Annotated in this window: 18 protein-coding genes and 1 pseudogene; 13 read left to right on the forward strand and 6 right to left on the reverse strand. The window is 65.6% G+C overall.

All coding sequences use genetic code 11. The features are described from left to right. Nucleotides 1-382: 382 nt before the first annotated feature. From ACQP0C_RS17900 to ACQP0C_RS17920, 5 genes are all read left to right on the forward strand, one after another. Nucleotides 383-2,665, forward strand: coding sequence for a glycosyl hydrolase family 65 protein (locus ACQP0C_RS17900; RefSeq protein WP_433734016.1), 2,283 nt, complete (start codon nt 383-385; stop codon nt 2,663-2,665). A gap of 372 nt (nt 2,666-3,037) precedes the next feature. Further along, nucleotides 3,038-4,417 carry an esterase/lipase family protein gene (locus tag ACQP0C_RS17905; protein WP_433734017.1) on the forward strand — a complete coding sequence of 460 codons (1,380 nt, stop codon included), beginning with the start codon at nt 3,038-3,040 and terminating at the stop codon, nt 4,415-4,417. A 9-nt stretch (nt 4,418-4,426) separates the two neighbouring features. Next, nucleotides 4,427-7,756 (forward strand): AAA family ATPase, encoded by a 3,330-nt coding sequence (locus ACQP0C_RS17910; RefSeq protein WP_433734018.1) that lies wholly within the window; start codon nt 4,427-4,429, stop codon nt 7,754-7,756. 192 nt (nt 7,757-7,948) lie between these two features. Continuing rightward, the gene (locus ACQP0C_RS17915; RefSeq protein ID WP_433734019.1) at nt 7,949-8,818 is read left to right on the forward strand and encodes an AfsR/SARP family transcriptional regulator; all 870 of its coding nucleotides are present in this window, start codon (nt 7,949-7,951) and stop codon (nt 8,816-8,818) included. Nucleotides 8,819-8,882: 64 nt separating this feature from the next. Continuing rightward, the gene (locus tag ACQP0C_RS17920; RefSeq protein ID WP_433734020.1) at nt 8,883-10,670 is read left to right on the forward strand and encodes a hypothetical protein; all 1,788 of its coding nucleotides are present in this window, start codon (nt 8,883-8,885) and stop codon (nt 10,668-10,670) included. On the opposite strand, the gene ACQP0C_RS17925 is transcribed toward ACQP0C_RS17920, so the two are convergent. Further along, entirely contained in the window at nt 10,563-11,360 is a 798-nt protein-coding gene (locus ACQP0C_RS17925) for an AfsR/SARP family transcriptional regulator (RefSeq protein WP_433734021.1), read from the reverse strand. The two genes, ACQP0C_RS17920 and ACQP0C_RS17925, sit on opposite strands and share 108 nt — an antisense overlap. Nucleotides 11,361-11,507: 147 nt before the next feature. Between ACQP0C_RS17925 and ACQP0C_RS17930 the strand changes: the two genes are divergently transcribed. The 6 genes from ACQP0C_RS17930 (at nt 11,508) to ACQP0C_RS17955 (ending at nt 20,106) form a co-directional block, all read left to right on the forward strand. Continuing rightward, entirely contained in the window at nt 11,508-11,693 is a 186-nt protein-coding gene (locus tag ACQP0C_RS17930; RefSeq protein ID WP_433734022.1) for a hypothetical protein, read from the forward strand. Nucleotides 11,694-11,758: 65 nt separating this feature from the next. Beyond that, the gene (locus tag ACQP0C_RS17935) at nt 11,759-14,188 is read left to right on the forward strand and encodes a hypothetical protein (protein ID WP_433734023.1); all 2,430 of its coding nucleotides are present in this window, start codon (nt 11,759-11,761) and stop codon (nt 14,186-14,188) included. Continuing rightward, nucleotides 14,185-15,438: a hypothetical protein gene (locus tag ACQP0C_RS17940; RefSeq protein WP_433734024.1), complete on the forward strand. Its 1,254-nt coding sequence runs from the start codon at nt 14,185-14,187 to the stop codon at nt 15,436-15,438. The genes ACQP0C_RS17935 and ACQP0C_RS17940 overlap by 4 nt, the downstream gene beginning before the upstream one ends. 21 nt (nt 15,439-15,459) lie before the next feature. Beyond that, nucleotides 15,460-16,011: a hypothetical protein gene (locus ACQP0C_RS17945; RefSeq protein ID WP_433734025.1), complete on the forward strand. Its 552-nt coding sequence runs from the start codon at nt 15,460-15,462 to the stop codon at nt 16,009-16,011. 231 nt (nt 16,012-16,242) lie between these two features. Then, a complete protein-coding gene (locus ACQP0C_RS17950; protein ID WP_433734026.1) occupies nt 16,243-17,349 on the forward strand; it encodes a hypothetical protein in 1,107 nt (368 codons plus the stop codon). A 51-nt stretch (nt 17,350-17,400) separates the two neighbouring features. Further along, nucleotides 17,401-20,106: a glycoside hydrolase family 73 protein gene (locus tag ACQP0C_RS17955; RefSeq protein WP_433734027.1), complete on the forward strand. Its 2,706-nt coding sequence runs from the start codon at nt 17,401-17,403 to the stop codon at nt 20,104-20,106. A 102-nt stretch (nt 20,107-20,208) separates the two neighbouring features. Here the strand turns inward: ACQP0C_RS17955 and ACQP0C_RS17960 are convergent. The 4 genes and pseudogenes from ACQP0C_RS17960 to ACQP0C_RS17975 all read right to left on the reverse strand — a co-directional run. Continuing rightward, nucleotides 20,209-20,334 (reverse strand): annotated as a pseudogene (locus ACQP0C_RS17960) (hypothetical protein); the annotation flags it as partial. An 81-nt stretch (nt 20,335-20,415) separates the two neighbouring features. After that, the gene (locus ACQP0C_RS17965) at nt 20,416-22,188 is read right to left on the reverse strand and encodes a phospholipase D-like domain-containing protein (RefSeq protein ID WP_433734028.1); all 1,773 of its coding nucleotides are present in this window, start codon (nt 22,186-22,188) and stop codon (nt 20,416-20,418) included. 326 nt (nt 22,189-22,514) lie between these two features. Next, nucleotides 22,515-23,084: a hypothetical protein gene (locus tag ACQP0C_RS17970; protein WP_433734029.1), complete on the reverse strand. Its 570-nt coding sequence runs from the start codon at nt 23,082-23,084 to the stop codon at nt 22,515-22,517. A 1-nt stretch (nt 23,085) separates the two neighbouring features. Continuing rightward, nucleotides 23,086-23,283 carry a hypothetical protein gene (locus tag ACQP0C_RS17975; protein ID WP_433734030.1) on the reverse strand — a complete coding sequence of 66 codons (198 nt, stop codon included), beginning with the start codon at nt 23,281-23,283 and terminating at the stop codon, nt 23,086-23,088. 731 nt (nt 23,284-24,014) lie between these two features. On the opposite strand from ACQP0C_RS17975, the gene ACQP0C_RS17980 reads away from it, so the two are divergent. After that, the gene (locus tag ACQP0C_RS17980) at nt 24,015-24,383 is read left to right on the forward strand and encodes a hypothetical protein (protein WP_433734031.1); all 369 of its coding nucleotides are present in this window, start codon (nt 24,015-24,017) and stop codon (nt 24,381-24,383) included. A 137-nt stretch (nt 24,384-24,520) separates the two neighbouring features. Beyond that, nucleotides 24,521-25,147 (forward strand): hypothetical protein, encoded by a 627-nt coding sequence (locus tag ACQP0C_RS17985; protein ID WP_433684773.1) that lies wholly within the window; start codon nt 24,521-24,523, stop codon nt 25,145-25,147. Between the two features lie 233 nt (nt 25,148-25,380). On the opposite strand, the gene ACQP0C_RS17990 is transcribed toward ACQP0C_RS17985, so the two are convergent. Next, nucleotides 25,381-25,737, reverse strand: coding sequence for a hypothetical protein (locus tag ACQP0C_RS17990; RefSeq protein WP_433734032.1), 357 nt, complete (start codon nt 25,735-25,737; stop codon nt 25,381-25,383). Nucleotides 25,738-25,747: the final 10 nt, after the last annotated feature.

The raw sequence follows: 25,747 nt of genomic DNA on the forward strand, positions 1-25,747 counted from the left end.
GAAGGGCATCTCCCGAAGGAGAGTCGGTGCGTCGATGCGTTCGGGGGTGCGGTCGCATCGACCGGGTCGTCGTCCTCGCACGCGGCATCCGGACCCGTAATCTCACCGGCTGGACGGTACAGTCGGTGAACCTCTGGATCTGATCGACGTAGGCCGCTGTCTGGTGCGGCGGCGGCTGCCGCCGACACGGGCACGAACTACACATCCGCGACGACGCAGTGGTGCGCGAATGCGTCAGCGCCCGCAAGTGCGCCGTCGACCGCGACGATTCACGAGCTCATCGGACAGCTGCTGCACCGCGCCGTATCCGAGGAGCAGAGGCGTGGTGCGGCCGCCGTGTCGTTGCGATCGGCTCACCGTGACCGCTGCTACTGTCGGCCCGATGCGACTCGTGTCGAGTATCGGTGCGGTGCTGTTGACCTGCGCGTTTGTGCCGCTGCCCGGGCCGTCTGCGGTAGCGGCCGCGCAGGGCGGGCAGGCGGTCGGAGACGACTGGTCGGCGGTCTCCGAGACGTTCGAACCCGAGAACTTCCGCGCTGCCCCGTATCTGGGCAACGGGCGCATCGGCACGATGATCCCGCCGAGCGGCGGCGGATATCAGGACTACGGCGCCTCGGTGCGCACCTCGTTCCCCTTGGTGGAACCGCGCTACACCGGAACGTATCTCGCGGGCTTCTATGCCACGAAGTCCATGTCGTGGAACAACACAGAGGCGATCGCTGCGCTCCCCGCATGGTCGAGCCTGACCGTCGACGTCGCGGGCCGAACCTACCGGGCCGACGTCGACCCGGCCACGCTCACGCACTACCGGCAGCGCCTGAACTTTCGCGATGCCACCGTCACCACCGAAGCCACCTGGGCACCCGACGCGCAACACCGGCTGGATCTGACCTATCGGACCTTCGTGTCACGGGCGCAGCAGAACCTCGCGGTCCAGCAGCTCACTGTCATTGCGCACTTCTCGGGGCCGCTCACGGTCACCGACCTGATCGACGGGGCCGCCGCGCGGCGGGTCACCCCGACGACGGCGGCCTCCGATCCGAACCGGGGGCAGACCACGGTCGGCGTGCGCGCCGACGGCACCGACCACACCGCCTTCCTGGTATCCACGGTCACCGCGCCTGATGAGCTCAGTGGTGCCGCGCTGCCTGCGAACGGGTCGACGGCCGGAACACGATTCGACGGCACCGTCGTGGCGGGCCGCAGTTACACGGTCACCAAGTACGTGGGAATCGCCTCCGGCGCGGACGGCGCGGACCCGCGCGCAATTGCCACCGATGTCTCCGAATCCAGCGCGGCGCGTGGTTTCGCCGCCGCCCACGCCGAACACGCAGCAGAGTGGGATCGCTTGTGGCAGCCCGCCATCGAGATCCCCGGCCGCGACGACTATCGGGGCTGGATCCGGCCCGCACTGTATTCGGTGCTGTCCAGCGTCCGGGCCGGACAGCGGTGGTCCGTGCAGCCCGCGGGGTTGTCCTCCGACGACTACGGCGGCCTGACCTACTGGGACGCCGAGGCCTGGATCTTCCCCACCCTGCTCGCGCTCTATCCCGAATTGGCCCGCACCGTGGTGGATTTCCGCGTCGCAGCGCTACCGCAAGCCGAGGCGAACGCGCGCGCCTACGGGCTGACCGGCGCACTATTCCCCTGGAGCGACGGACCGACACAGCGGTGCGCATCGCCGTGGGCGTGCGGACTGGTCCAGGAACATTTGGGGAACGAGATCGCACTCGCGCAATGGCAGTACTATTCGGCCACCGGCGACGAGCAATGGTTGCGGGACAGCGGCGCGCCGGTGATCACGGCTATCGCGAACTACCAGGCTGCCCGCATCGGCCCGAAGCTGCCCGACGGCCGCTACCACTACGCGCCTGCGGCGGGCGCGGACGAATACGTTTCATTTTCCGTGGACAACGCACTCACCAACGCCGGAGTGATGGCGACGATGCGCACCGCGATGTCGGCCGCCCAGCTGGCCGGACTGCCGCTGAACCCACGGTGGGCCGATATCGCCGCCCATATGGCGATGCCGCCGGACATCGTGCCAGGGGTGCCCGCCGAGTATCTCGGGTATCAAGGGGCGAAGATCAAGCAGGCCGACACGGTGCTGATCAGCTACCCGTACTCCTATGCGGCACCGGGCTATTCGCCCGAGGCGACGCTGGCGTACTACTTCGACCGCACCGATCCCGACGGCCCCAACATGAGCAACAGCGCCGGCGCGATCCTCAGCGCGCAGTACGATCCCTGCCGCACTCAGCAGTTCCTGGATCAATCGGTGCAGCCATATGTCCGACCGCCATTTGGGTTCCAGTCCGAGGCGCGTGGCGAACGGTCGGGTGAGAACACGGTCGGTCAACCGGCGTGGATCTTCGTCACGGGTGCGGGCGGATTCCTGCAAGGTTTGCTGTATGGACCGAGCGGGCTGCGGTGGGCCGAGACGGGTCCCCGGCTGGACCCGATGCTGCCCAGCGGGTTTCCCGAGGGGATGACGGTGCGCGACCTCGCGGTACGCGATAGCAGGTTGACCTTGCGCATCCGACCGGAGGGTACGACAGTCGACGTCACTTCGGGTGGTCCGGTCACCGTCGAGACGCCCAGCGGCCCGGCAACCGTCCGCCCGGAAACACCGCTGACGCTGCCGACCAGGAGCGCCTGTCCCTGACCTCCCTGGCGGCCAAGATCGCGTAGCGGACTACTCGCGCCGCCCGATATGCGCTGTGTACATGATGTGTACGAGGCAGTAATCGGTCGGGCAAGACGGCTGTCTCGTCAGCGATATGAAGATCAACGTGCGATCGAGTAGAGACGGCACTCGTCGACCGAAGTTTCATATGAACAACGTGTCCTCAGCCCACGTTGGTTGGAGCCCTTCGCGCTCGGCAGCGGTCGTCCGACCTCCGTTCCACCTGCATGGCGGAACTGGCGAGAGCCCGTTGTGGAGCCTCGGTTACCGCGCAGGAATGGGCAATGGTGCGCGGTCCTTCCGGCTTCCGGCGCGATGACGGCAGCAATCGGTGCAGCGAAAGGGTTGGTGGTGACGAAAGACGTAACCCGGGATGCGGTCATGCTGTTGCCGGGAATCATGGGCAGTGAACTGGTCGACACGACGACGGGGAAGAGGTTGTGGGGGCTCGCGGATCTGGGCTGGTATGTGAGCGCCTGGACTACCGGGTGCTCAATGGAGGCGTTGGCGCTGACCGATGATGAGCGTGCGGGGCGAACTGGTCGGGTCGCCGCGACCGGTCTGTTGAAGTTCCCCGCGTTCAGCCCGATTTTGCGGGGCGTCGAGCCGTACACGGAGTTGTTGCGCGGCCTACGTCGCGTGGTGCCGCACCCTGACGCTATCGCTGAGTTCCCGTATGACTGGCGGCTGTCCATCGAGCACAACGCGCAGGAACTCGCGAGGCGGGCCGATGTGCACCTGAGGAGGTGGCGCGCGCATTCGGAGGGAAGTGCGGACGCGAAATTGGTGTTGGTCGCGCATTCGATGGGCGGTCTCGTCGCACGATACTTCACGACCGTCCTTGGTGGATCATCCGAGGTTCGCGCCACGATTACGCTGGGCACACCGTTCTACGGTGCGGTGAAGGCGGCAATGATCCTGAACTCGGGCCGTGGTGGGCCGGTCCCGCTGCCGAGTCGGAGGTTGCGCACGCTGGCAGCTACATTGCCCGGGTTGCACGACCTGCTGCCGTCCTATCGCTGTGTCGACGAGGGCACATCGGTACGGCGACTCACACCGACCGATGTGGACTGCCTGGGAGGCGATATCGACTTGGCGCGGCAGTCGTTCGCTCGCAGGGAGTTGCTCCTTTCCTCCGGGGAACAAGGGCTCCGTGCACTGGTCGGGGTGGAACAGCCGACCGCGCAGAGCATGTTGTTACGCAATGGCGTGGTCGAGCCGAAGTACTACGCGGTCGAGACCGATACGGACGGGAAGCTGTCCCGGGTCGACCGGATGGGCGACTCGACGGTTTATAGAGACGCCGCGGCTCCGCGGGGCCTGGATCCGTCTGTCCTTCCCCAGTGCCACGGTTCCATCGCGAAAACTGCCGAAGCGGTCACCTTCGTCCGTGCGAAGCTCACCGACAAGCCGCTCGGTCCGCCGCTGGCCGGGCCGGCCGCTTTCGGTATCGAGGTACCTGACGTGGTCGCCGCAGGCGAGGCCTTCGATGTGCGGGTGCTGAACACTGACGATCCGACCCGAATCAGCTGTGTCGTCGAGGAAGCACGCAGACATACCCAGGTCGCCCGCCTGCAGTTGAAGCGCGGAGACCGAACACTCACGGCGAGCGTGATCCTCCGTGCACCGGGTGTATACCGCGTGAAGGTCAAGCGCGGCGGCAACTCACCGGTCAGCGAGCTCGTGATGGCCGGGCCACCGGATATGTCGGGCGAAAAGGCAACTGATTAGGGACGACAGATGAGCCCCTCCTCCTCATCACAGTCGGACACCACCGCCGATGGGTTCGACGTGGTCTGCGTTGCGATCGGTGAATACCGACACAGCGACGCCCACCCGAATCTGCCCGCCGATGACGAGGCCATGCTTCTGAGCGAACTCCTCCGCGAGCTCGGTGGGGAGCCGGATTCGTGGCAAGTGTCTGGGGAGAGCCGCAATCGGATGGAGGTGGCCGCACGGTTGGAACACTGGTCACTTGTTGACCGGGCCCGGAGTTCGATGTTGTTCTGGGTGGGACACGGATCGTCCGATGGCGACGATGCACGTCTTGCCACCTATGAAAGTCGCTCGGGTAAGGGGATCGCACCGGAAGACCTTGCTCGCGAGATCAGAGACGAGTGGGCATCTCGGAACATTGACGACGGCGCATGGACCATTGTGGTGGTCGAGGCCTGCGGATCCACAACATTTGTGCACCGGCTCAACGCGGCCTTGCATTCCAAGGGGAATCCCCCGCAGCGGCTCGCATTGGTGGCGTCGGGCAGCGAAGGTAGGGGGCATCTCGGTGAGTTCCGGATAGCGCTGGCGAAGGCTCTCGCCTCGTACACCGACAACGACGAGTGGATTCGGCTTCGCGATCTGATGGGCCGTGTCGAAGACCATCTACACGAGGGATATGTCCTCCTGCTCGGACTGCACGACGCGCGGCCGATCAGGCGGCGAAGGCGACCGGGCGTCACTGTGACAGCGCCGATGGACATCTACACCGAACTACAGGACTTCCTCCGCAACCTCGGCCCGGACGAGCGTGACTACTTCCTCCCCAAGGCTCAGAGCGCCGAGCAGGGGGAACTGGCCTGGTATTTCGTCGGCCGCGGCGCCGAACGGAAAAAGATCGCGCACTGGCTGCGCACGAGAACGTCCGGGACGCTTGTTGTCACCGGCCGGGCCGGGTCGGGAAAGTCGGCGTTGCTCGGCAATGTGTTGGTGCATACCAACCCGGCGTTGCGGGAGCTGCTCTCCCGGGCCCGCCAGCTGGAGCCGATCCCGGACGAACAACGCCCACCCGAGCAGGTTTTCGACGCGGTCGTGCATCTGACCGGGATGACGACCGGCGAACTCGTCGGTCGGCTCGCCGACGTGGCGCATCTCCCACCACCCTTGACGACGACCAGGGAGCTCGGCCGGGAAATCGAAGCTGTGCTCACCGCGTTCGCCCAACGCCCATTCTGTCTGATGGTGGACGCGTTGGACGAAGCCCAACAGCCGCTAGCGATCGCTGCGGTGCTCCACCGAGTCGCCACTCTGCCTGCGGGCAGGGTGGTGGTCGGCACGCGACGGTCCACCGGAGAGGGACCGGATCAGCCGGACACCTCAGCCGAAGATCTGCTCGATGCGCTCGGCAGGGCGCCATCGACGGTCGTCGTCGACGTCGAGCGAGACCCGGCGGCGGTCGCCACCTATGTGCGTCGACGGCTCGCCGGCGCACGCGACGCCGACCGCATCGCCATCGACGACCCGACGATCGAGCGGGTGGTCGAACTCATTCGCGCGCAGCAACGACAGTTCCTGTTCGCCCGCTTGGCGATACACGAGATCCTCCTCGCGCCATCGCTTTTGGAATCGAAGTCTTCGGGCGAGCTGAAGCGCATGTTGAGCAACGACCATAAGGCGTTGTTCGCGGCCGCGGTGGACCGTCTCATCCGCCAGGCACCCGTCAACGGCGCCCTGCTGGAGGCGCTCGCCCTGGCCGAGGGGCGTGGCCTGCCACGGGCGGACCGGATCTGGGCGAACGTCGCCTCCAAGCTCGCGAGCGATGTCGACGTCACCGAAACCGACATCGACAACCTGCTTCGCGACGCCGCTTCCTACGTGATGCTCGACGCGGAGGACGGCCAGTCGGTGTACCGGCTCGCTCACCAGACGTTCAAGGAGCACTTTCTCGCGCGATACAAACGCCGACGTACGGAACCGAATTTGTCGGACCGTCACCGCCTGATCACCCGCGCCCTGATCTCGACTGCCGAACAGGATCTGCCCGCCCCACCCAACCCATACCTCGTCCACCACCTGTCGGCGCACGTCGCCACCGCCGACGCATGGTCCGACCTCGTGCCGAGCCCCCTGATCCACAACCTCGACCCCGCCGACGTGGTCGCCGAGCGCGCTCGAACGCTGCTGCACCGGCGACCCGAGGCGGCCGAACACCAACTGCGCGTAGCACTGATGCGCGAACCCCAGCACGTCATCTCACGTGCCGTTCTGGCGCTCGCGCTCTCGCACCAGGCCAAGCACGTTGCCGCGGTGACGGAGGCGAAGAAGGCAATTCAACTTGCACCGAATTGGTGGTACCCCCACTACGTCGCGGGTTGTGTTCTGCATCAGGCAGACCGCGAGGCCGACGCGCTGCGGGCTGCGCAAGCCGCACTACAGATCGACCCTACGGTTCCCAGGATTTGGATCTTGCTGGCATGGGTGCATCTGGCCCGGGAGGAGTGGTGGTTGTCCGTTCAGGCTGCTCGGCAGGGGCTGACCCACGACCCGCATGATAGCGAACTCGTCGGCATTATGACGATGGCGCTCTCCGAAATTGCGGAAGCTCCTGGGGCGATGGCCAATGCCACCGAGGCGGTGCGGCTGGGTCCGAAAGAGCCGCTGGCACACCTCGCATACGGATTCGCTGCCCTGGCGATCGGTGACACCGGGAACGCCGCCAGCGCCTTCCGGGAAGCGCTCCGTCTCGATCCGTCCATGGACTTGGCGCGGCGGCAGCTCATCGAGGCACTCAAGCAACGAAACCCCGTATACCGGAAACTGTTTCGTGTACTGAAAGGGATGGATCAGCCGTGGCTTCCGCTTGCTGTCCTGATCCCCTTCTGCGGAATTCTCTCGGTCGTGTACTGGGTTCTGTGGACAGCCGACGCCCTGCTCACCTGGCGACTGTCGCGCGATCGGTGCCATCGGCGGCTGCTACGCGGCGACGAGCGACGCGCTGCACAGCTGAGCGTTCTTTCCCTTGCGGGCGGTGCGGTCATGTTGGCAGGCGGCATGGTATTCAGCCACCCCGGGACCGGGATCGCCGCCACGGGCTTGGCGATGCTCGCACTCGTGACCCCGATCGAGGAGACGTTTGCGACCACCACGCAGCCCGCTCGACGCATCCTCGGCTATTGGACTGCCTCGCTCGCGGCGGCGCTTGTGGTCTTGCTCGGCATTTCGGTGCTGCCGACCACTCCCGACGCACTCGGCTCGACCCCGGTCTTCGTGATGTTGGCGGCTCTCGTGAGCGTATGGGTAGCGGCCGCGATCCGTTGGGTATTCAAGCGGCGTCATCGAGCGGCCGCGTTATAACCTGCTCCGGGACTGCCGAGTGCGAACGCCCCACCTGTCCACGAAGCTGCACTTGGCCGACGAACAGGGTCGTAGGCCGTTGGCGCTGCTGCTCACGAACGGCACTTTCGAAACACGCATCAGGCGTCTCTCGTCTCGATTCGAGTAGGGATCTACTCGTGCGCCGACCACCGACCGGGCGGTCTGCTGGAATTGCGAGGTATTTCCGATTACCAAGAGGCGATCAACCATGTGGACACCGTCTTCGGGTTCCGTCGATTCACGGCGAACGGACCGCAGTGCCGGATCGTGCGCGCGGAATTCGCAATAACCATGAACACCCCCGAACCCCGGATCGCCGAAGTGGCCGTGCCCGCCGCTCGGCTGGTGCTGTTCGGTGGATTCGTGTTATCGGTGGCGGGAACGAGGGTCTATCTGCCGATGCATGCGCGGCGCGTACTCGCCTATCTTTCACTGCGGAAGATGACGGAAAACGATTGCTGCCGGCAGATTCTCGCGGAGCGGCTCTGGGAGAACGCCTCCCCTGAGCGGTCGCTGGCGAGTCTGCGCACCGCGCTGTGGCTCATCCGCCGCGCCGGTCCCTGCCTGCTGTCCAGCGATGCGGAACGGGTGGCGCTGGCCGACCACGTCGACGTCGACGTGCACCGGTTCCGACGGCAGGCCGAGTCGATGCTGGCCGACGACATCGGCCACGCGGATCTGCGCCTGTTGTGTGCTGCTGGCGAGCTGCTACCGGGATGGGACGACGACTGGCTGGTGCTGTTCCGCGAACAACTGCGCCTGCTGCGGCTGCACACCCTGGAAACCGTGGCGCGCAGGTACTGCGAACAGGGGCATCATCCGGAGGCCATCGATCTGATTCTGCGCGTAGTCGGGGAGGAACCGCTGCGCGAATCGGCCCATACCGTCCTCATCGACGCCCACTTGGGCGCCGGCAATGCCGCGGAGGCCCGGCGGCAGTTCGACGTGTTCGCCGCGAATCTCTGGCGAGAACTCGGGCTGCGGCCGTCGGCGCGACTCGGGCAGCGGGTGGGCATGCCGGGTCCCGGCACACGTCGTTGACGCCGACGAATACATGGGCGCGGCATCGTGGGACAGCCCGCACCCCACGAGCGCGAGGAAGACGATGCCGATCGATTTCGCTCATGCACCGCCTCCGACTGCTGTGGGCGCACTGCACGCGGTGCCGGTCCACATCCGCGACCTGCGCGCGGTGCTGACACTCGATACGGCGGCGGAGGCCGCGTTCGCGCAGGCGACGATGACGTATGTCGTAGGCCCGCATTCCGGATCGCCGATCTTCGATCTGCGCCAGCCGGTTCAGACCTGCACGCTCGACGGTGTGGCGATCGATCCCGGGCTGATCGCAGCACGCGATATCGGCGCCGGGCCACACGGCACGGTGCGCGTCCTCGATGCCGTGCAAGACGCGGGATCGGTGCACCGGATGACCCTGACCTACGAATTGACCACTCCGGCAAACGATCTCAGCGGCACGCATCCCCCTGACCTGCACTGGTCGCAGTGTGTCCGAGTGCGGTGGTCGTTCGGAATGTCGGATTTGCATGCGGGCCGATACCTGGAGACGTGGTTTCCGTCGAATCTGCCCTTCGACCGGTTCCCCTTCCGGCTCGAATTGCGAATCACCGGAACAACTCTCGCGCATTCCCTCATCACCAATGGAGATGCCACGGTCGTCGGCACCAATTCCTGGTCGGTCCGATTTCCGGCGTGGTTCACGCCGATGTCACCGCTCGTCGAAATACGACCGGAAGATGCCGTGCAATGGAAGTCGGCGGCGATCGCACTTCCAGTATCGCCGCACCCGGTTTCGATCGAAGTGTGGAAGCAGTCGTCCGGCAAGGAAAATCTGGCCGCGCTGATCTCCCGCATTGCGGAATTCCTGGCAGACAACGAACGAACCTACGGCGCGTTCTTGGGCAACCGATTCGTCTGCGTCCTCCACGGAGCGTCCGGTGGAATGGAATACGCCCATGCGGCCACCACGTCGGTGAGCGCGATCGGCCACGAGATATTCCATTCGTGGTTCGGGCGCGGAGTCAGCCCCGCTACGCCAGCCGACGGCTGGTGGGACGAGGCATACACCAGCTTCCACGAAAACGGCGATACCCGCACCGAGCCTTTCGATTTCACACAACCACCCATCGAGCTCTGCTCGCGCCTGCCGTTCCAGCGCACCACACCGACAGCGTCCTACGCACAGGGCAGCCGCTTCTTCCGCGGTGTCGCGGCAGGGATCGGGCCCTACCGGCTGCGCGCCCTCATGGCCGATCTGTATCGCAAGTACGGGGGTACGTCCGTATCCACTGCCGACCTCGAGGCTCATCTCGTCGCCGGTTGCGGTGCAACCGAACTCGTGGACGCGTTCCATCGATTCGTTTACGGGTTCGACGAGCCGGCTCCCAACCCGTGCATCATCTTTTCCGCCGCGCCGGAAGATCTGGCCCGAGCATCGGCAGTATGGGTCCGCGGCACCGACGACCGATCCAGCACCCCCGAGCCCCCGAAACCAGGCCGGGACAACTGGTTTCACGCCCGCGTGCGGAATCCAGCCGGCGCGAGCGTGTGCCGCCATTTCATCGTCACCTTCGCGATCCGCCCTGCGGCGGCAAGTTTCACCTACCCGGACGACTTCCTGCCCGCAACCGCGGTCACCGTCGGTTTCGATCTGGTATCCGGCCAGTCGCGGATCGTGTCGGCCCGCTGGCCGGCCGCCCTGGTCCCGCCGCCCGGCACCACGGTATCGCTGCTGGCGTCAGTGCACGCCCGCCGCTCACACCCGGCATCAGGCACCCATCCGTGGGAGCAGGACTCGACCGCCCAGCGCGACCTGACGATCGACCGACCGCGGCGGTGCGGGAACCGCACCGACCCGGCCGCACAGCCGCGGTGAGGGCCGGATACCCAATTCGGTCCACAGCAGCTCGGCGAAGTGCGTGAACTGGCGGCGCGCCTCGACCACATTGCCCTCGCACAGATGCGCCTCGATCAGTGCCGCCTGCGCCGACTCACGCAGCGGCTCCTCGGCGACCACGGCGAGCATCACATCGATCGCCTCCGGATAGCGGCCGCGCTCGGCGAGCCGTCGCGCCTCCACCTCCAGCGCATGAAGTCGCAACTGCCGCAGCTGTTCTCGCGCCAGCAGCAGCCAGGTCTCGTCCCAGCCGGGCAGCAGATCGGTGGTGCGGGCCAGCAGCCGCGCCCGATCCCGGGCACAGTCGCGCTGTTCGGCCAGCACCCGTTCCGCACTGCGGCGAAATTCGTGGACGTCGACCGCGACGCCGTCGGCGAGCCGCACGCGGCCCCCGCCACTGTGCACCAGCACCGGGGATGCCTGCCGGATCCGCCACAGCGCGGTGCGCAGACTCGCCCGGGAACGGTCCACGGTGGCGTCGGGCCACAGCCGCTCTGCCAGCAGCCCGCGGTCGCAGTCCGGCTCGGAGTTCTTGTCCAGGCACAGATATGCCAGCACACGGCGCGAATGCATCGGCAGCGCGAACCGGTCGGTCCCCACACGCAACGCGAAACCGCCGAGCAGGGAAATGGCGAGCTCGCCCCTCGGGGCGCAGGCGGACACGGGCATCGGAATCCCCTCCTTCGTCGACGGGACCTGTCCAGGCCGGATCGGACCAGCGTGCGTGGGCGCCGCCGCAAATGCGTCAACACCACGTCAACACCGCGCACGGACCATTGACGCAGCGTGTTATGGCAGCGGGTGACCGTGAACCGTGTGACCGACGACAGCAAAGTGATCGTGATACGCGCCTGGCGCGACGGTGGGCGGATGCTGATCCGCGTGCTCGCGGGGACCGGCGAGCCGAGCTCTACGCAGGAATGGGTGTTCACCGATATCGACGCCACGGTCGCGCGTATTGCCGAGGTGCTGGACACCGTGCACAGCGAGACGAAGTGTTGACGCTCGCGCATACCGCGGTCGCGCACAGTAACGCGAAACGGCCGTCATGCGCGGAGGTAACCACTATGCGAATCGACCCATACGCCGAGTCTCCCGGCGACGCGGAGGAGTTCGTCTCGCCCTTTGCCGGGCTTTCCACCCTGACCGAGACAGCGCCGCTCACCGACGAACAGCCGGGCGCCGAACCCGAGGGCTCCCCCTTCGAGGGCTACTCGGTCACCGAGTCCCCGTTCGGCGAGCACACCGACTCCGAGGCGGACGCGCAGTCGCAGGAGGCGATCGAATTTCTCGAGGCGCTCTACGACGAGGAGTTCACCGACGCGCTCGAACAGCTTCTCGACGAAGGCGCCGCCCGCATCCTCGCCGATGCCCAGCAATGGACGGTCACTCCGTCCGAGGCCGAGGCCCGGGAATCGCTGCAGGAGTGGATGGCCCCGCTCGTCACCGAATGGGAGCACGCGATCGATGCCTTCGCGAGCGGACTGGAGAACGCCGACCTGCACGGGCTCACCGAACAGGAACTCGACGAACTGCTCGATTCGCTGGAAACACCCCCCGCGCTGGAATCGGAGGCGTTCGAGAGCTTCTTCGGCAAGCTGATACGCAAGGCGAAGTCGTTCATCAAACGGAAGGTGAAGCAGGCGGTCGGGTTCGTGAAGAACCCGATCAAGGGCGTCGTGAACATCGCCAAGAGCGGCCTGAAGGCGGTCAAGAGCGGGCTGCAGACCATCGGCAAATTCGTGCTCGGCCCGATCCTCGCCAAGTTGAAGGCCGCCGGGCGCGCGCTGCTCAAAGGGGTGGTGAAGAAGCTGCTCAGGCCGCTGGCCAAGGTCCTGCCCGCCGCGGCGCGCCCACTGGTGCCGATCCTGGCCAAGCGGCTCGGTATCCGCGAGGCCGACGACGAGAGCACCGACGCGGAGGCGGGCCCGGACGGCGAATCCGGCACCGCCGCCGAACTGGCGGAGGCATTCGACCAGCAACTGCTCGAGCTCTTCCGTGCCGACACCGGCGAAACCGCTGCCGACGAGATGACGGCCGAGGAATTGCTGGAGGCGGATTCGGAAGAGCCGGAACATGATCCGGTGGCCGAGCTCGACGACGCCCGCGCCCGCCTGGCCGCACAGCTGAGTGCCTACACCGACAGTGCGGACCCGATCGCCGAAATCGAACAGTTCATACCGGCCGTGCTGGCGATCCGGCCGCTGCTGAAGCTGGGCCTGAAGGTCACCGGCGCCCGACCCAAGCTGATCAACCTCATCGCACGGCCGCTGGCGAAGCTGATCAAGAAAATGATCGGCCCGCAGGCCGCCCGGACCATCGCCCGCGCCGCCGGACGTGATCCGTCGCGGCTGCTTGCCCGCGCGGTCGTCGATGTCGGGTTCACCGCACTCGGGTTGGAGACCGCGGGATCGGAGGAACAGACGATTCCCGGTGAGGCCCTGGCCTCCGCGGTCGAGGCGAGTGTGATGCGCGTCCTCGATGAGCTGCCGGATGCGGCGATGACCGATCCGCTGCAGGTCAGCGCCGCCGTGCAGCGGGCGTTCGCGGAATCCGCGGCCGCTTACCTGCCGGACCGGCTGCTGCGCGCGGACCTGCCGGAGCGGGAAACCGCCGAGGAGGGCGGGTTCTGGGTGATGATGCCGCGCGCGGCCCGCCCTCGGTATCGGTTCCGCAAGTACACCAGGGTTTTCGTGGTGCCGATCCCGCGGCAGGTGGCGCGGGCGGTGCCCTGGAACGACGGCGGCACCATGGAGACCTATCTGCTCGACCGCGGCGTCGACCGCTGGCCGGTGCAGGCGGAAATCGACCTGTACGAGACGCTGCCGGGCACCCTGCCCGGGCACTTCACCCGCGACGAAACCCTGCCCGCCGCCGAACATCCCACCGGCGACGAATACCAGCCGCTCACCGCGGAGGCCGCGGGACTGCTGCTGCGCGAGCCGGCGCTGGGCCGACGCCGGAAGGTCGGGAACACGCCCGGTGCGTACCGGCCCGTGCCCGGTCAGCGGTACTTCCGGGTGCGCGTCGCCGGCCTGCGGGCCCGGCGCGGTCGCCGGCCCCGCCGCCTCGTCATCGTGCGCTGGGATCCGTCGGACCAGCGGATGCGGATCGTGATCCGGATGTCGGAGCGGCGGGCGCGCAGCCTGCAGGCACGCCTGCAGCGGGCCGCACCCGCGGGGCAGCGCGATCTGCCCGCGGTGCTGTCGGCGCTGCGCGAGATCTTCCTGCCGCGCCTGCACTACCGGATCGCCCGGCGGCTGCTGCGGGCCACCGTCGCCACCGATGCCGTAGCGGCGGCGCGGTTGGCGGGCAACATCGCCGCGGCCACCAGCACCGGTATCGCGACCTATCTTGCGCAGCGCGGCGCCCAGTTCGCCGCTGCCGTGGCCGACCCGGCTGACGGCGTCACGCTCACGGTGACATTCACCGGGATCCAGGCGAACCCGGATCAGGTCCCGGCTCCCGAAGTCGTTGCCGCCCCGGGGTTGTCATGAAGGCCGATCTCTTCGCGACCGAAACCGCCGCCCTCGCGTCCGAGGCGAGACATTGGCGCCGGGCCTGCGCCGGCCTCGGCGACCTCGAGGTCAGCGCGTCCCCGGCCGCCTGGCGGGAACTCGAGTCCTACCTCGGGCTCAGTGTGCGGGCGAATCTGAGCGCGCAGGCGAAACGGCTCACCGCCCAGGCCGATCGCACCATCTTCACGATCCAGGGCGCGACGAGCCCGGCCGATCTGCAGACGGCGCGCACGGAGCTGCTGACCCTGCGACGGCGGTACCAGCGGGCCGAGACGATCGTCGATTTCTATTGCGACGCAGTGAATACCCGGACCAATCCGCGCACGGCGGCAGTGCTGCGCGGTCTCGACGCCCTGGCGGTACAGAGCATGGATCAGGTGTTGCGCCCGTTGGGCATCGACACACCGTCAGTGCTGACCTATCTCGACAAAGGGATGGGCGCATCGATCCTGCGGGCCGGTGTACGGCTGTGGGACGCGTCCCTGTCGCCGGCCGCGGCGATCAAGATCACTCGGCACAATCTGCTGCAGCCCACCTCACTCGTGCACGAGACCGGCCATCAGGTCGCCCATTTGACCGGCTGGACTAAGGAATTGGCCGCCGCGCTGTACGAGGCGATCGCTCCGCACAGCGCGCTCGCCGCCTCCGCCTGGCAGGGCTGGGCCTCCGAGGTGGCGGCCGATGTGTATGCGTTCTGCCTGCTCGGCTTCGCGCCGGTCCCGGCGCTGGCGACCGTGGTGGACGGCACGTCGCGTCAGGTGTTCCGGATGGTGCCCGGCGACCCGCATCCCGTCTCGGCCCTGCGGGTCCAGTTCAATGTCGCGCTGTGCCGCGCCTGGTTCGGCGCCGGCACCTGGGATTCGCTCGGGCAACGCTGGCTGGCGAGACATCCGCTGGCCCGGGCATCGTCGGAGGTCCGCGCGATCATCTCCGCCAGCCTGCCGCTGCTGCCCGCGCTCGCCGATGTCTGCACCCGGATGCCGATGCGGGCCTTCCAGGGCGTGCCGCTGCCGGCCCTCGCCGACCCGCGGCGGTTGTCGCCGCACGAACTGAACCGCCTCGCCGACCGTGCCGGTGCGTCGCTGTACACCTCGACGTATCTGCAGCGGGTCGAACCGATGCGGATTCTGGCGCTGACCGTGCTGCGCGGGCTCGAAGCACCGACCGCGCCAACGGAAATGGAGACGTGGCTGCGGCGTATGGGCGGCGACCGAGCCGCCGCCGCCTGAACGCAGAGAGAGGAAACCGAGATGGAATACGAACCGGGACAAGGGATGACGCGGAACGAGATCAAGTACCTCCTGGAAGAGGTACTGGGGCAGTACGGACCGACCGTTTGTGCCGAGCCCAGCATCTTCAAGAAGGGCAACGAAAGTACGCTGTGGCTCTTCGGGGGGTTGCAATTCTTGTTGCGGTCTCGTGACCTCTCGAAATTCGGGCCGGTGCGGGACCAGGCGCTGCCCGCGGAGATCAGGAGGGTCCACAGGGACACCGAGGGCAACACGGCCGACGACGCCGGGCATGGATACGTGTTGGTGTTCCTTAAAGAGATCCCGGCCTATGCGGTCACAGCCACCATCGTGCACAGCGGCAAGGGGCCGGATCAGACAGCGGCTGTGTGCCCTGGGACTCGGCCGGAAATTCCGCTCGACAATCCTGGCCAAGCGATCGCGGTACGACTCTCGGACCATGAGCAGGTACGTCTCGTCACTTTCGTGACCCACGCACCCGACACTCTGCCTGCTGTCCGGCCGACCGGTTCCATCGCACAAATCGATTCTCGCCGACCGGCAACACCCTGAGGAAGGGGCACCGCCATGTTTCGCACGCTGGCCACATTATTGATCCCGAACGATACCCTCTCTGCCACACAGGCGAATGCGGTCTTCACATTCCACCCCGAACAGTTGAGCCGGTGGCTGGACGAGATGTGGGCATGCGGGGGCATCTCCACGTTGACACCCGTGTTCGAGAACAAGCCTGTACCGCTGGGCGATCCGTTGGCTGTCGGGTCGACCCAGCTCCCGCCCGAATTGATCGCCGCGTCGTTCCAGTCCGGTATTAACGGACCCCCGACCAATCCGCCCACGCAGCCGCCCGGTTACCACCCACCCGCGCTCGGCACCAGCGGGCAGCTACTCATCTGGGACCACATGTTCTACGCCTACCTGGTCGAAAGTACCGGTGCCTTCGAAATTTTCGCGGAGGTAGTGCGGCGCTACGTCGTCGGGGAGACCCTGCCTCCGCCGACGCCGGTGACCATGGCGTGGATCCGCGCGACCGAGGAGCTGTTTTTCCGGGACCCGCCGCTGTTCCGGGTGGGCGGATTGACCAGCCAGCTGCGCCCGGACGCGCGCGTGAACCGGCGTAATGCCTACTGGCGGATGTTCGGCCTCGATCTGCCGCATGCGGCGCCGGGTGTGAGCGGCCAGCCGTGGAAGCGGGATGCGGGTGCCACCAGCAATATTCGATTCATCGAGATCTGGACCGAGCTGCTGCGGCAGGTCTGGCTTGGTATCGAGAACGAACGCAACACTTCCGGGGCGAACCCCACCGACTCGAACTACATCGCGTACCTTTGCAAGACGCTCGGTGAGATGCTGCGACTACGTCGCGTCGGGGGCATGCTGTCGCGGGAGGAGTTCAGCTACGTCTGTATGCTCGCCTGGTTCCACCTCGCTGTGGGGAGCGACAACGACGTGATTCGCGACCTGAACGCCCGGGCAGGCTTCGTCGGCAATCCCGCCGACCGGCTCGCGGCCGTCGGCGCTCGGGTGGGTGTCGCACCCTCACGCCAGGCACGGGAAATGTTCGAACTGGCGGATGTGATCTCGCCGCTGATGTGGGCGATCGAATTGGGGTTGTTCGATACCGCGGACCAAGCGGAGCTCCTCTATCGCTCCACAGGCATCACGACTCCTGGCCCCGCTCCCGCGAGAACGATGAACCAAATCATCGACCTGTGGCAGTCGGCGACCGGCGACCGGGTCAAGGATCTGGCGGTCACCACCCGGCGGCAGTGGAACCAGCCGGCCGGATCTGCGCAACCGGCGAGATTGCTGCCCGCGGCGACGCTGTCGCCCGTAAGCGCGCCCGCGTCGTCGGCGAACGGCCAGCGCACCGCGGTTCCCCGAGGCTGAGCCGCAAGCACAGATGCGCTGTCCACCAGGCGATCTCGATTGGAAGTTGATATGAGCACCGTTGCCGAATCGTCGATCCTCGCCCCGGAATCGATCCCCGATCCCGGCGTGTGGCCCGCTCGCAAGGACGTATTCGCCGAAGATTTCGACGAAACCTACACCTACACCGGCGAATACGACCATGAGACCGATGAGCACGAATCACCCCTGACGGCCGTATCGCCCGGCCGATTGATAGTGCCCCGCCATCCGCTGCTGCAATCGCATGCCGGCACACCGCCGGATGTGCTCATCGAGTGGAACGGCATGGTCCAGCCGTCGGTGGTGGATGTCGTCGTCCATCTGCACGGATATTCGGGACACGGTGCGGTGATGAATATTGTCGAGCACAAGAAGCCGATCAGCGGTTTGGATTTCGCGGATCCCGACCATCCGGCCGCAGTAGGGCGGACGACGCGCACCGTGTTGATCCTGCCCCGGGGTCATCATCAACCCAAGGGGCGCTATGAGAATCCGGCGCGGTACACCTTCCCCGCGCTGCTACCACCCGGTGCGCTCCAGCAGTTGATCGATGATGCGCTTGCCCGGTTCGCCGCGGCAACCGGGGCGGTGGTGCGGCGCAACCGGTTGATCCTTACCGCCCACTCCGGCGGTGGTGCGGCGCTGATGGCCATCCTGGGCCATACCGATCCGGATGAGGTGCACATCTTCGACGCGCTGTACAACGACCCGAAGCCACTGATCGACTGGGTCCGCCGGCGCATGACGGCGGGTACGGGCGCATTGCGGATCGTGTACCGACCGGGTGAGGGCACCGCGCGGCACAGCGAACGCGTAGCAGCGGTGGTGCGCCCGGCCTGTTCTCCGAACTACCGGGTGGAGCGAACCAGCTTGCCGCACAACGACATTCCGCGACGGTTCGGCTGGCAATTGCTGACCGACGCATCGGCCGACCTGCGCGGGCTGACTCGCAGCCGCAAAGCCGAGCAACCGTGCATTCCGCAGGAGGCGAACGAAACCGGCCGGGAATCGGATGATTTCGGCGCTGCACAGGGTGCACGGGAAGGCGGCTGCAGGTGTCGGAAGGGGCCGATCGAGGAGAAGGCAGCGGCCGCGCGCACACCCCAGCCGCGCCGTCCCGCTCGCCCACAGAACGACGCGATGTCGTCTATCAGAACACCCGCCGACGCGAATCCGATGGAGTCTGTCATGAGCACCTACGCCGAATCACCGATCTTCGCCTCGCCCGAATCGACGCCCGACCCGGGAACGTGGCCCACCCGCGAGGACGTGTTCGCCGAGAACACCGGGGATACCGAGTACGTCGATGAAACAAGTTGGCAGAGTTGGCTTTCCGATACCGAATGGATGGAGTCGCACGACTCGGGCGAGTCGGCCGAAGAGGTCTATGCCGACGAGACTTTCTCCGGCGCAACCAAATACGACCAGGAACAGGCCGATCATGAGGATTTCGACGTCGAGGCCGGTGACTACGAGAATGTCGATTACGAAGCCACCGATTACGAGGCTGCCGATTACGAGACACCGGATTACGAGGCCGCCGATTTCGAGGCAGCGGACCAGGGGGCGATCGGCTACGGCGAAATGGATTACGAGGACGTCGACGCCGAGGATATCGAATTCCAGGACGCCGAACTCGAGGAGGCGCCGCCCACCGACCGCGCCAAGGGCATCGTCCGTCGCGGTACATTCACCAAGTGCTCCGGTCACGAACAGCCGGGCGCACGCGCGATGGCGGCGCAGTGGCGGCGGCTGACCGGCCGGAGGGCAGGCACCTACAACTGCCGCAGCACCACCTTCGGTACCCCGTCCCTGCACGGTGAGGGCCGATCGATCGATCTGTTCGCACTGGCATCCGATCCGGTGCAGCGCGCACAGGCCGAGGCATATATCGGGTGGCTGCAGGACAATGCGGTGGCACTGCAAGTGGCCTACATCATCTGGAATCGGCAGCAGTGGAATTGGCAGCTCCGCCACCTGGGCTGGCGGCCCTACGGCGGCAGCAATCCGCACACCAACCACATTCACGTCGACCTCAGCTGGGAAGGGGCGCTGACGCCCAGCCCGCTGTTCGACGGACCGGTTCCCAGTATGGGTTCCGGTGGCGCACCGGCGCCCATACCGTCACCGAAACCGAAACCCGCACTGCCATCACGGAAAGCCGCGCCCGGGCCGTCGCCGAAGCGGGCGCGCGGCGTGCCGGTCCACGTCGTCGAGTTCGTGCGCAAATATCGCCCCCATGCGGTCGCCAACCAGGCCCGCACCCGCATTCCATGGCTGGTCATTCTCGGCCAGGCCGCAATCGAATCCGGTTGGGGGAGGCGGGCCTGCGGTAACAACTTCTTCGGAATCAAGGCGCGGACGAGTGTTCCCGTGTCGCAGCGCAGGCTGTGCACTACCCGAGAAGTGCACAAGACGCCGACCGTACGGTATCCAGAGGTCATCTCGGTCACCCAGCGTGCCGACGGCCGCTACGACTATGTCGTCCGAGACTGGTTCCGCGCCTTCGACTCTCCCGACCGCTCCTTCGATGAACACGCGCGCGTCTTGTTGAAGCCGCGGTACGCGAAGGCCTTCGCCCACACCGATCCGTACGCCTTCGCCCGGGAGGTGGCCGCGGCAGGCTATGCCACCGCCCCCGACTACGCCACGGCACTGAACGGCGTGATGCGTCTGATCGAGCGAGTACCGCAGCAATGCAACAACGTACCCGCGGTCGCGTCGCCTACGGGATGACGATGTCGAAGCCGGCGAGGGCGCCTTGGTGAGTGGGCCGAACTTGCCGTTGCGCAGCTCACAGGCGCCGGACAGGTAGAAATTGCGCCGGGTGCCGTTCTCGGCGCCGTAGCCGAGCCGCTCAAATGTGCTGGCCTGCAACGACTTCGCCGTCTCATGTCCAGGGCGGCGAAGATCGCATAGTTCAGCAATTGCACGACCCAGCGGTAGTCGCCTTCGGTTGGGCACACGATCATGCCACAGCTGGAGGCGAGGCCAAGCCTGGCAGTGGTTCGACCGTCGGCATCGACGCGTGCGGATGCGCTGCTGTTAAACGACCGTAATGTCGGCGAAGAGCTGTAGGCGTTTCGCGCGGAATGATCCGGGTTTGTATTTCGCTTGCCAGGTCGGGTCTTCGGTCAGGAACAGGCTGGCTGTGTCGGTGGGTTCGCCGTGCGCGGTGAGGTTCTCGACGACGCTGCGGAAGTAGTAGTGGTTGAACAGTCGGTTGAATTCGGTGAGGTAGATGTCGGCGACGCGGGTGTCGCCGCGGATGACGAGCATATTCTCGTCGTTCTCTTTGGTGGAGGGTTCGCTGAAGTTGGCTGACCCGGTCACGACGACGGGGTCGGTGCCGAGGGGGTCGATCAGCATGAATTTGGAGTGGATGTAGCTGACGTGCTCGTTGAGCCCGAGTAGTCCGGCGTTGGTTTCTTTCGCCCATTGGTAGACGGGATCCCGCAGGAATGATCCCGAGGCCTTGTAGACGTTGTTGGAGGCGTTGATGGCGATGAACGTTTCCGGTTTCTTCGGGTCCGGTTTGTCCCGCTTTTCGAGGAGCATGAAGATCAGCGCGTTCTGTGGGGTGTTGTCCACTAGGAGGTCCTTGAACGATGCTGCGATGCCGAAGGCGAGGGTGATGCAGCCTTGCCGCCGAGCGGTGTCGAGCATCGTCGAGTACGACTGCAGCACAGTGTCTTTCAGTCGTGGGCTGAACACGGCGGTGGCGCCTGCGGGCACCTGGCGCAGATCGGCCGGTACCGGTGACACCGTTTCGACGGCGGTCTTGAATGCCTTGTTCTTGCGTTTGACCTCGGCGAGTGCGTCCGAGTCGGTGCCGCCGGGATCGTTGGACAGCTCGTTCCAGTATTGGAGGTAGTGTTCGGCGGTGTCGGGGTTGCGCAGCCAGTGTCCGACGTTGGTTTGTCCGGAGATGCCGCCTTGGGAGAGGTTGGTTGATCCGGTCCATACCTCGGCCGGCCCGGCGGCGGTGATGCGGACCATGAACTTGTTGTGTTGGATCGCCGAGGTGCGTGCTTCGCGCCGGATGATGTTCTGGGTGGGGATGCCGACTTCGGTGATCATGTCGAGGTTGTCGACGCGTGGGAAGCTGGGATGGAATGTGCCGTGTTTGTCGGTGAATTCGTTGACTTTCGCGTCGATGATGATCTGGACGTCGACACCGCGGTCGATGGCCGCTTTCAAAGCTGTCACGGCGGGTTTGTAGCGGAATTCGTAAAAGCAGCACAGCAGCTGGTCACCCGCGTCGCAGTGGTCGATGAACCGCAGTAGCGCCACGTCCAGGTCGCGGCTGAGCCAGCGCAGCGCTTCGTCGTGTTTGGCTGGTGGCTTCAAGTCGTTGATCGGGGTTGTTCCGAAGCGTCGGGTGTAGGCCTGGCTGCTGGCGACACCACGGTTGAAGAACACGTCGTGGCTCAGGTTGCTGAACAGTGGTTCGGTGTGGACGGTGATCGACAATGGTGGCGTGGAGCGGTTCAGGTTTTTCGGTGTGCCCTTGAGCGGATGAAAAAGGTACTGGTATTCGCGATCGGGTTTGGCGGTGAAGTCGTCCCAGACGAAACTTTGTATCGGCTGGTCGAAGGTGCTGACCTGCACCCCGGGCTGGGGCTGAGGGATGACCGATTCGAAGACCTTGAAACCCGCCATGAAGAAGCGTTCGTTTGCCGTCGGGTCGATCCGTTCGACGGCGAAGCCGAGCAATCCTTGTTTGAGCTGATCGGTGGCGATCACCGCGAATGAGATGGTGTTCGCGCCACTGACAGCGACGAGACTGCCACCAGGACTATCTGAACGGAATCGCACGTCAACCTCCACTTGTGGGTCGGTGCATGCACTGATTTCCGGCCGGTGAAACCTTGGCTGAGCTGGGCGCTTACGTTCTCAGTATGGGTGACCGGGGCGATTCGTACACGCGTTCTCAGCTACTCAGGTCCGATGTACGCCGAATGTGTCCACAATCGTTGCCCGCCTGTCCGACCGAAATGTGTTGGGTTGCTGATCGGTTGACCACCTGCTGATCGACCATTGTCGGGAGTCGGACGGGTGGGTTGTTCAGGTTGTTCGTATGTCGGCGCAGGCGGCCACTCCTTGGCTCGATGTTTGTCGACAAAGCCGGACCACAGACCTCATCAGGGCGATATAGAGATATCCGATGTGATATCGCGCCCCTTGTCCATAACATCCGACGACTTGTAGCGGAATGTGAGTCCTGCTGTCTTCGCTTCGTTGCCGGCCCTGAGGAACTCGGCCTCCGCCCACAACGGGAAGCGCCGTGCAACCCGCTGAGTAGGTTCCACCGTGAAGTCTGCTGTGCCTGGACAGCCGATCGTGCCGGAGTTGCATCCGAGCAATCTATGCCAGTCGATCTGAGTACTGTAAATCGTCTGCCCGTTTGCTGCCTTAATTCCTATGTCATCGACAGAAATACGTCGGCCGCCGCCATTTGTGAAAATTAACTCTGCCCAATCGAGATCGCTTGTGATCTGGTCGAGCGACAGCAACGAGACATGCTTGGACTCGACAAATTTGTCGTTCATAATCTGACCGACTTTGACCTCGACCTGAATGGCGGGGCTGGCGTTGTCCAGCGCCTTCTTGGAGGTGTTGTTACCTTGGTACGCGAACAACGCGGACGTAATTGCCACAACCAGGGCGATGAACGAGATGATCAACGGTCCCCACTGCTTGATCGAACTCACTTCAGAGCACCTCCTGAAAGGCATCGTGCGCTCCGAGGGCGGGCTCGGCGAGCCGTAGTCGATGTTGCGGCGTGCTGCTGCCGGACAAGTTCGGGTTGACGATCTGCGGATCGGCGGCTGTGAGTGCCGCCGCACCCACTCCGAACCTGGAGGCAATCCCGCTCAGTGTCTGCCTGGAGTGGGCGATGTACATGGCCATAATCGGCTCCTTACGCAAGGAGCGGACTCGATGTCCTCACGCATCAATAACGAGTCCCGCACACCAACGGTAGGGCGCGCTTGAACGCGGCCACGCGCGTAGGGCGCTACGTGATTCGTTGCGAAAGACGTCGTCAGGATCGGCACACGGCGACGAACGACGGACGTAGCCTGCGGCCGCCTGCCCGTTCGAATGTGACACGGTGCGAATCACCGACCCATGATCGCGGGTGTCTCACCGACACCGTTTCGGCCACCGGGCATGAGGTAACCGATGTAGTCGTCGACCCAACGCTCGCCGCCGATGTCGCCACTGGCTTGAAACCTCGCATGGGCGGGATTGCGGTGGGTGAACTGGCCGGCCAGCGTAAGACTCCACCCGGGCCGCCGAAGGTCCCGTGTACCTGACCGAAGGTTGGCTCAGCCAAGTCCAGGGTTCCAGCACCAAAGCACAGGGCATCGAAGCGAACGGCACGGTCCGGGTTGTTGCGAAAAGCTTCGATAGCTTCAGGACCCGGCGAACGGGCTGGTCATCGCGACTTGACTTCCTCGGTGTATGGCAACGCATTCCGCTTCCGCACGCGCCGTGTTGCCGATGAGCCTCGGGCCAGGCGAGGCCGGGGGCGCGGGTACGTCGATGCTGATTTCGGGTAGCCGAATACTCGCGATGGCGTCTGATGATCCGGCGCACACTTGATCGCTCGCACAGTACGCCACGAAACGAGGTGCACCATGCCGCTGGACACGGGCCTCTTCGACCATTTCGTCACGGCCGACGGCTTCCGTGCACCGGTGTACTGCTCTACACGCTCCGTTTCGATGCCGACGGCACGTCGACGAGCGCGCAGACGCAACACGATCTCGTCGACGCATTGCGCACCGGAACCTTCACCGGCACATATATTTTCAGCGACGGCTGGAATAGCAGCTGCCCGAGCGCGGCTACCGCAAAGCCGTCGATTTCGTCGGAGCACACGGCTTGCCGAGGCGCGCGACGACATCGACAAACTCGAGCCCGGCGCACCCGAGCGCGCGAATTGCGTGAAGCTCACCGCCGTCGCCCGCCAAAGCCTCGCCATCCTCGGCGATCCACAGCAATGATCCCGCTACTGCCAAGCCGACGGTAGCCAACGCACCTGGAGGCGACAATGGCTGTGCTGTACTTCGATATCGGCGGCACTCTGGCCGATGTCAGCGTGGCGGTGGACGGTTCGTTCCGATTCCGGCCGCTACCGCGGGTGCGCGATGTCCTGGCCACCGTTTCGGCGCATCGGCTGGGCATCATCTCGAACCCCGGTAACGATCCGACCGCCCGTACACGGGCGGCAGCGGCACTCGCCGCCACTTTCGGCGACATCTTTTCCGACAACCTTGTCCACTGGGGCGACAAGACTTCGCGCACCATCTTCGACGCGGCCGCGGCCGCGGCCGGCGGGCCCGGCAACTGCGTGTTCATCGGCGAGGATCCGTCCGAGCGCGCCATGGCACGCCGATCGGGAATGCGCACCGCGCCGCACCCGGTGTTCGCCCCCGCGGCCGTACGGGGCGACACCGTGCTGTGGGCCAAGATTCACGTCGATGAGAACCGAACCCTGGCGCAACTGCGCGGGATCGCCGACGCGACCGAGATCGTGCCGGTGCGCGTCGCGTCCGACCGACTGGTGCTCGCCATGGTGACCGAGCGCGGCGCCCATGCGGCGCGCGACGCCGGCTTCGATGTCGACCTCGAGTCAGAGGTCGGCGACACCGCCGTGTTTCTCGTTCGTGACGACCGTCCCATCAGCCCGCCCGCCGGGCTCGAAACGGACGCCACCGACGTGCCGAGTCCGCACACACCCTCGTCGCCGGCGACGCGAACGCACTGATATCGACGGTTTCTCCACTGCTGCATTGTTTCTCATGGAGCGGCCCTCGACTTCATCGCGACAGTTGGACGATATCCAACGGCCATCGCCACAGACTTTGGAGCCGCTCTGGTGGGGCGGGGCCTCGGAGACCGGTTCATGAATCCGGCCGAACGGCAAGAGGTCGAACGGGTTGGGACTGTGGACATTTCAGTGTCGTGCACTCATCAGTGTCGTGCCCCGATGTCGCCGACCTACCCGAGCATGCCCAGTATGGGTGATCCGAACGCGCCCAACCACTGTGCGAGCGCTACGAGCGGCCGGTGCACTGCCGACTCGGCACCCGCGACCGCGGTGACCGCCCGAGCGATCCGGATCAGCCGCTCGGAGATCTTCTCGCGGTCCGGCTGTGGCTGCTCCAACTCGTGCTGGACCGCATCCGCGGCGGCGGCGGCTCGATCCATTCCCATGCGACGTAACGTGGCCGCGAGTTCGACAGCGAACTCGACCGTCTGGGCGGATACGAATGTGCCGTGTTGACCGCCATATATCGTCTGGTCGCCCGCGACGTTGTTGATGTTGCCCTGCTGCGAGCCGATATTGAAGACCACGAGATTCCCC

Origin of the sequence: Nocardia sp. CA-129566 (genome assembly GCF_050956075.1) — a bacterium.
Classification (GTDB): Bacteria; Actinomycetota; Actinomycetes; order Mycobacteriales; family Mycobacteriaceae; genus Nocardia.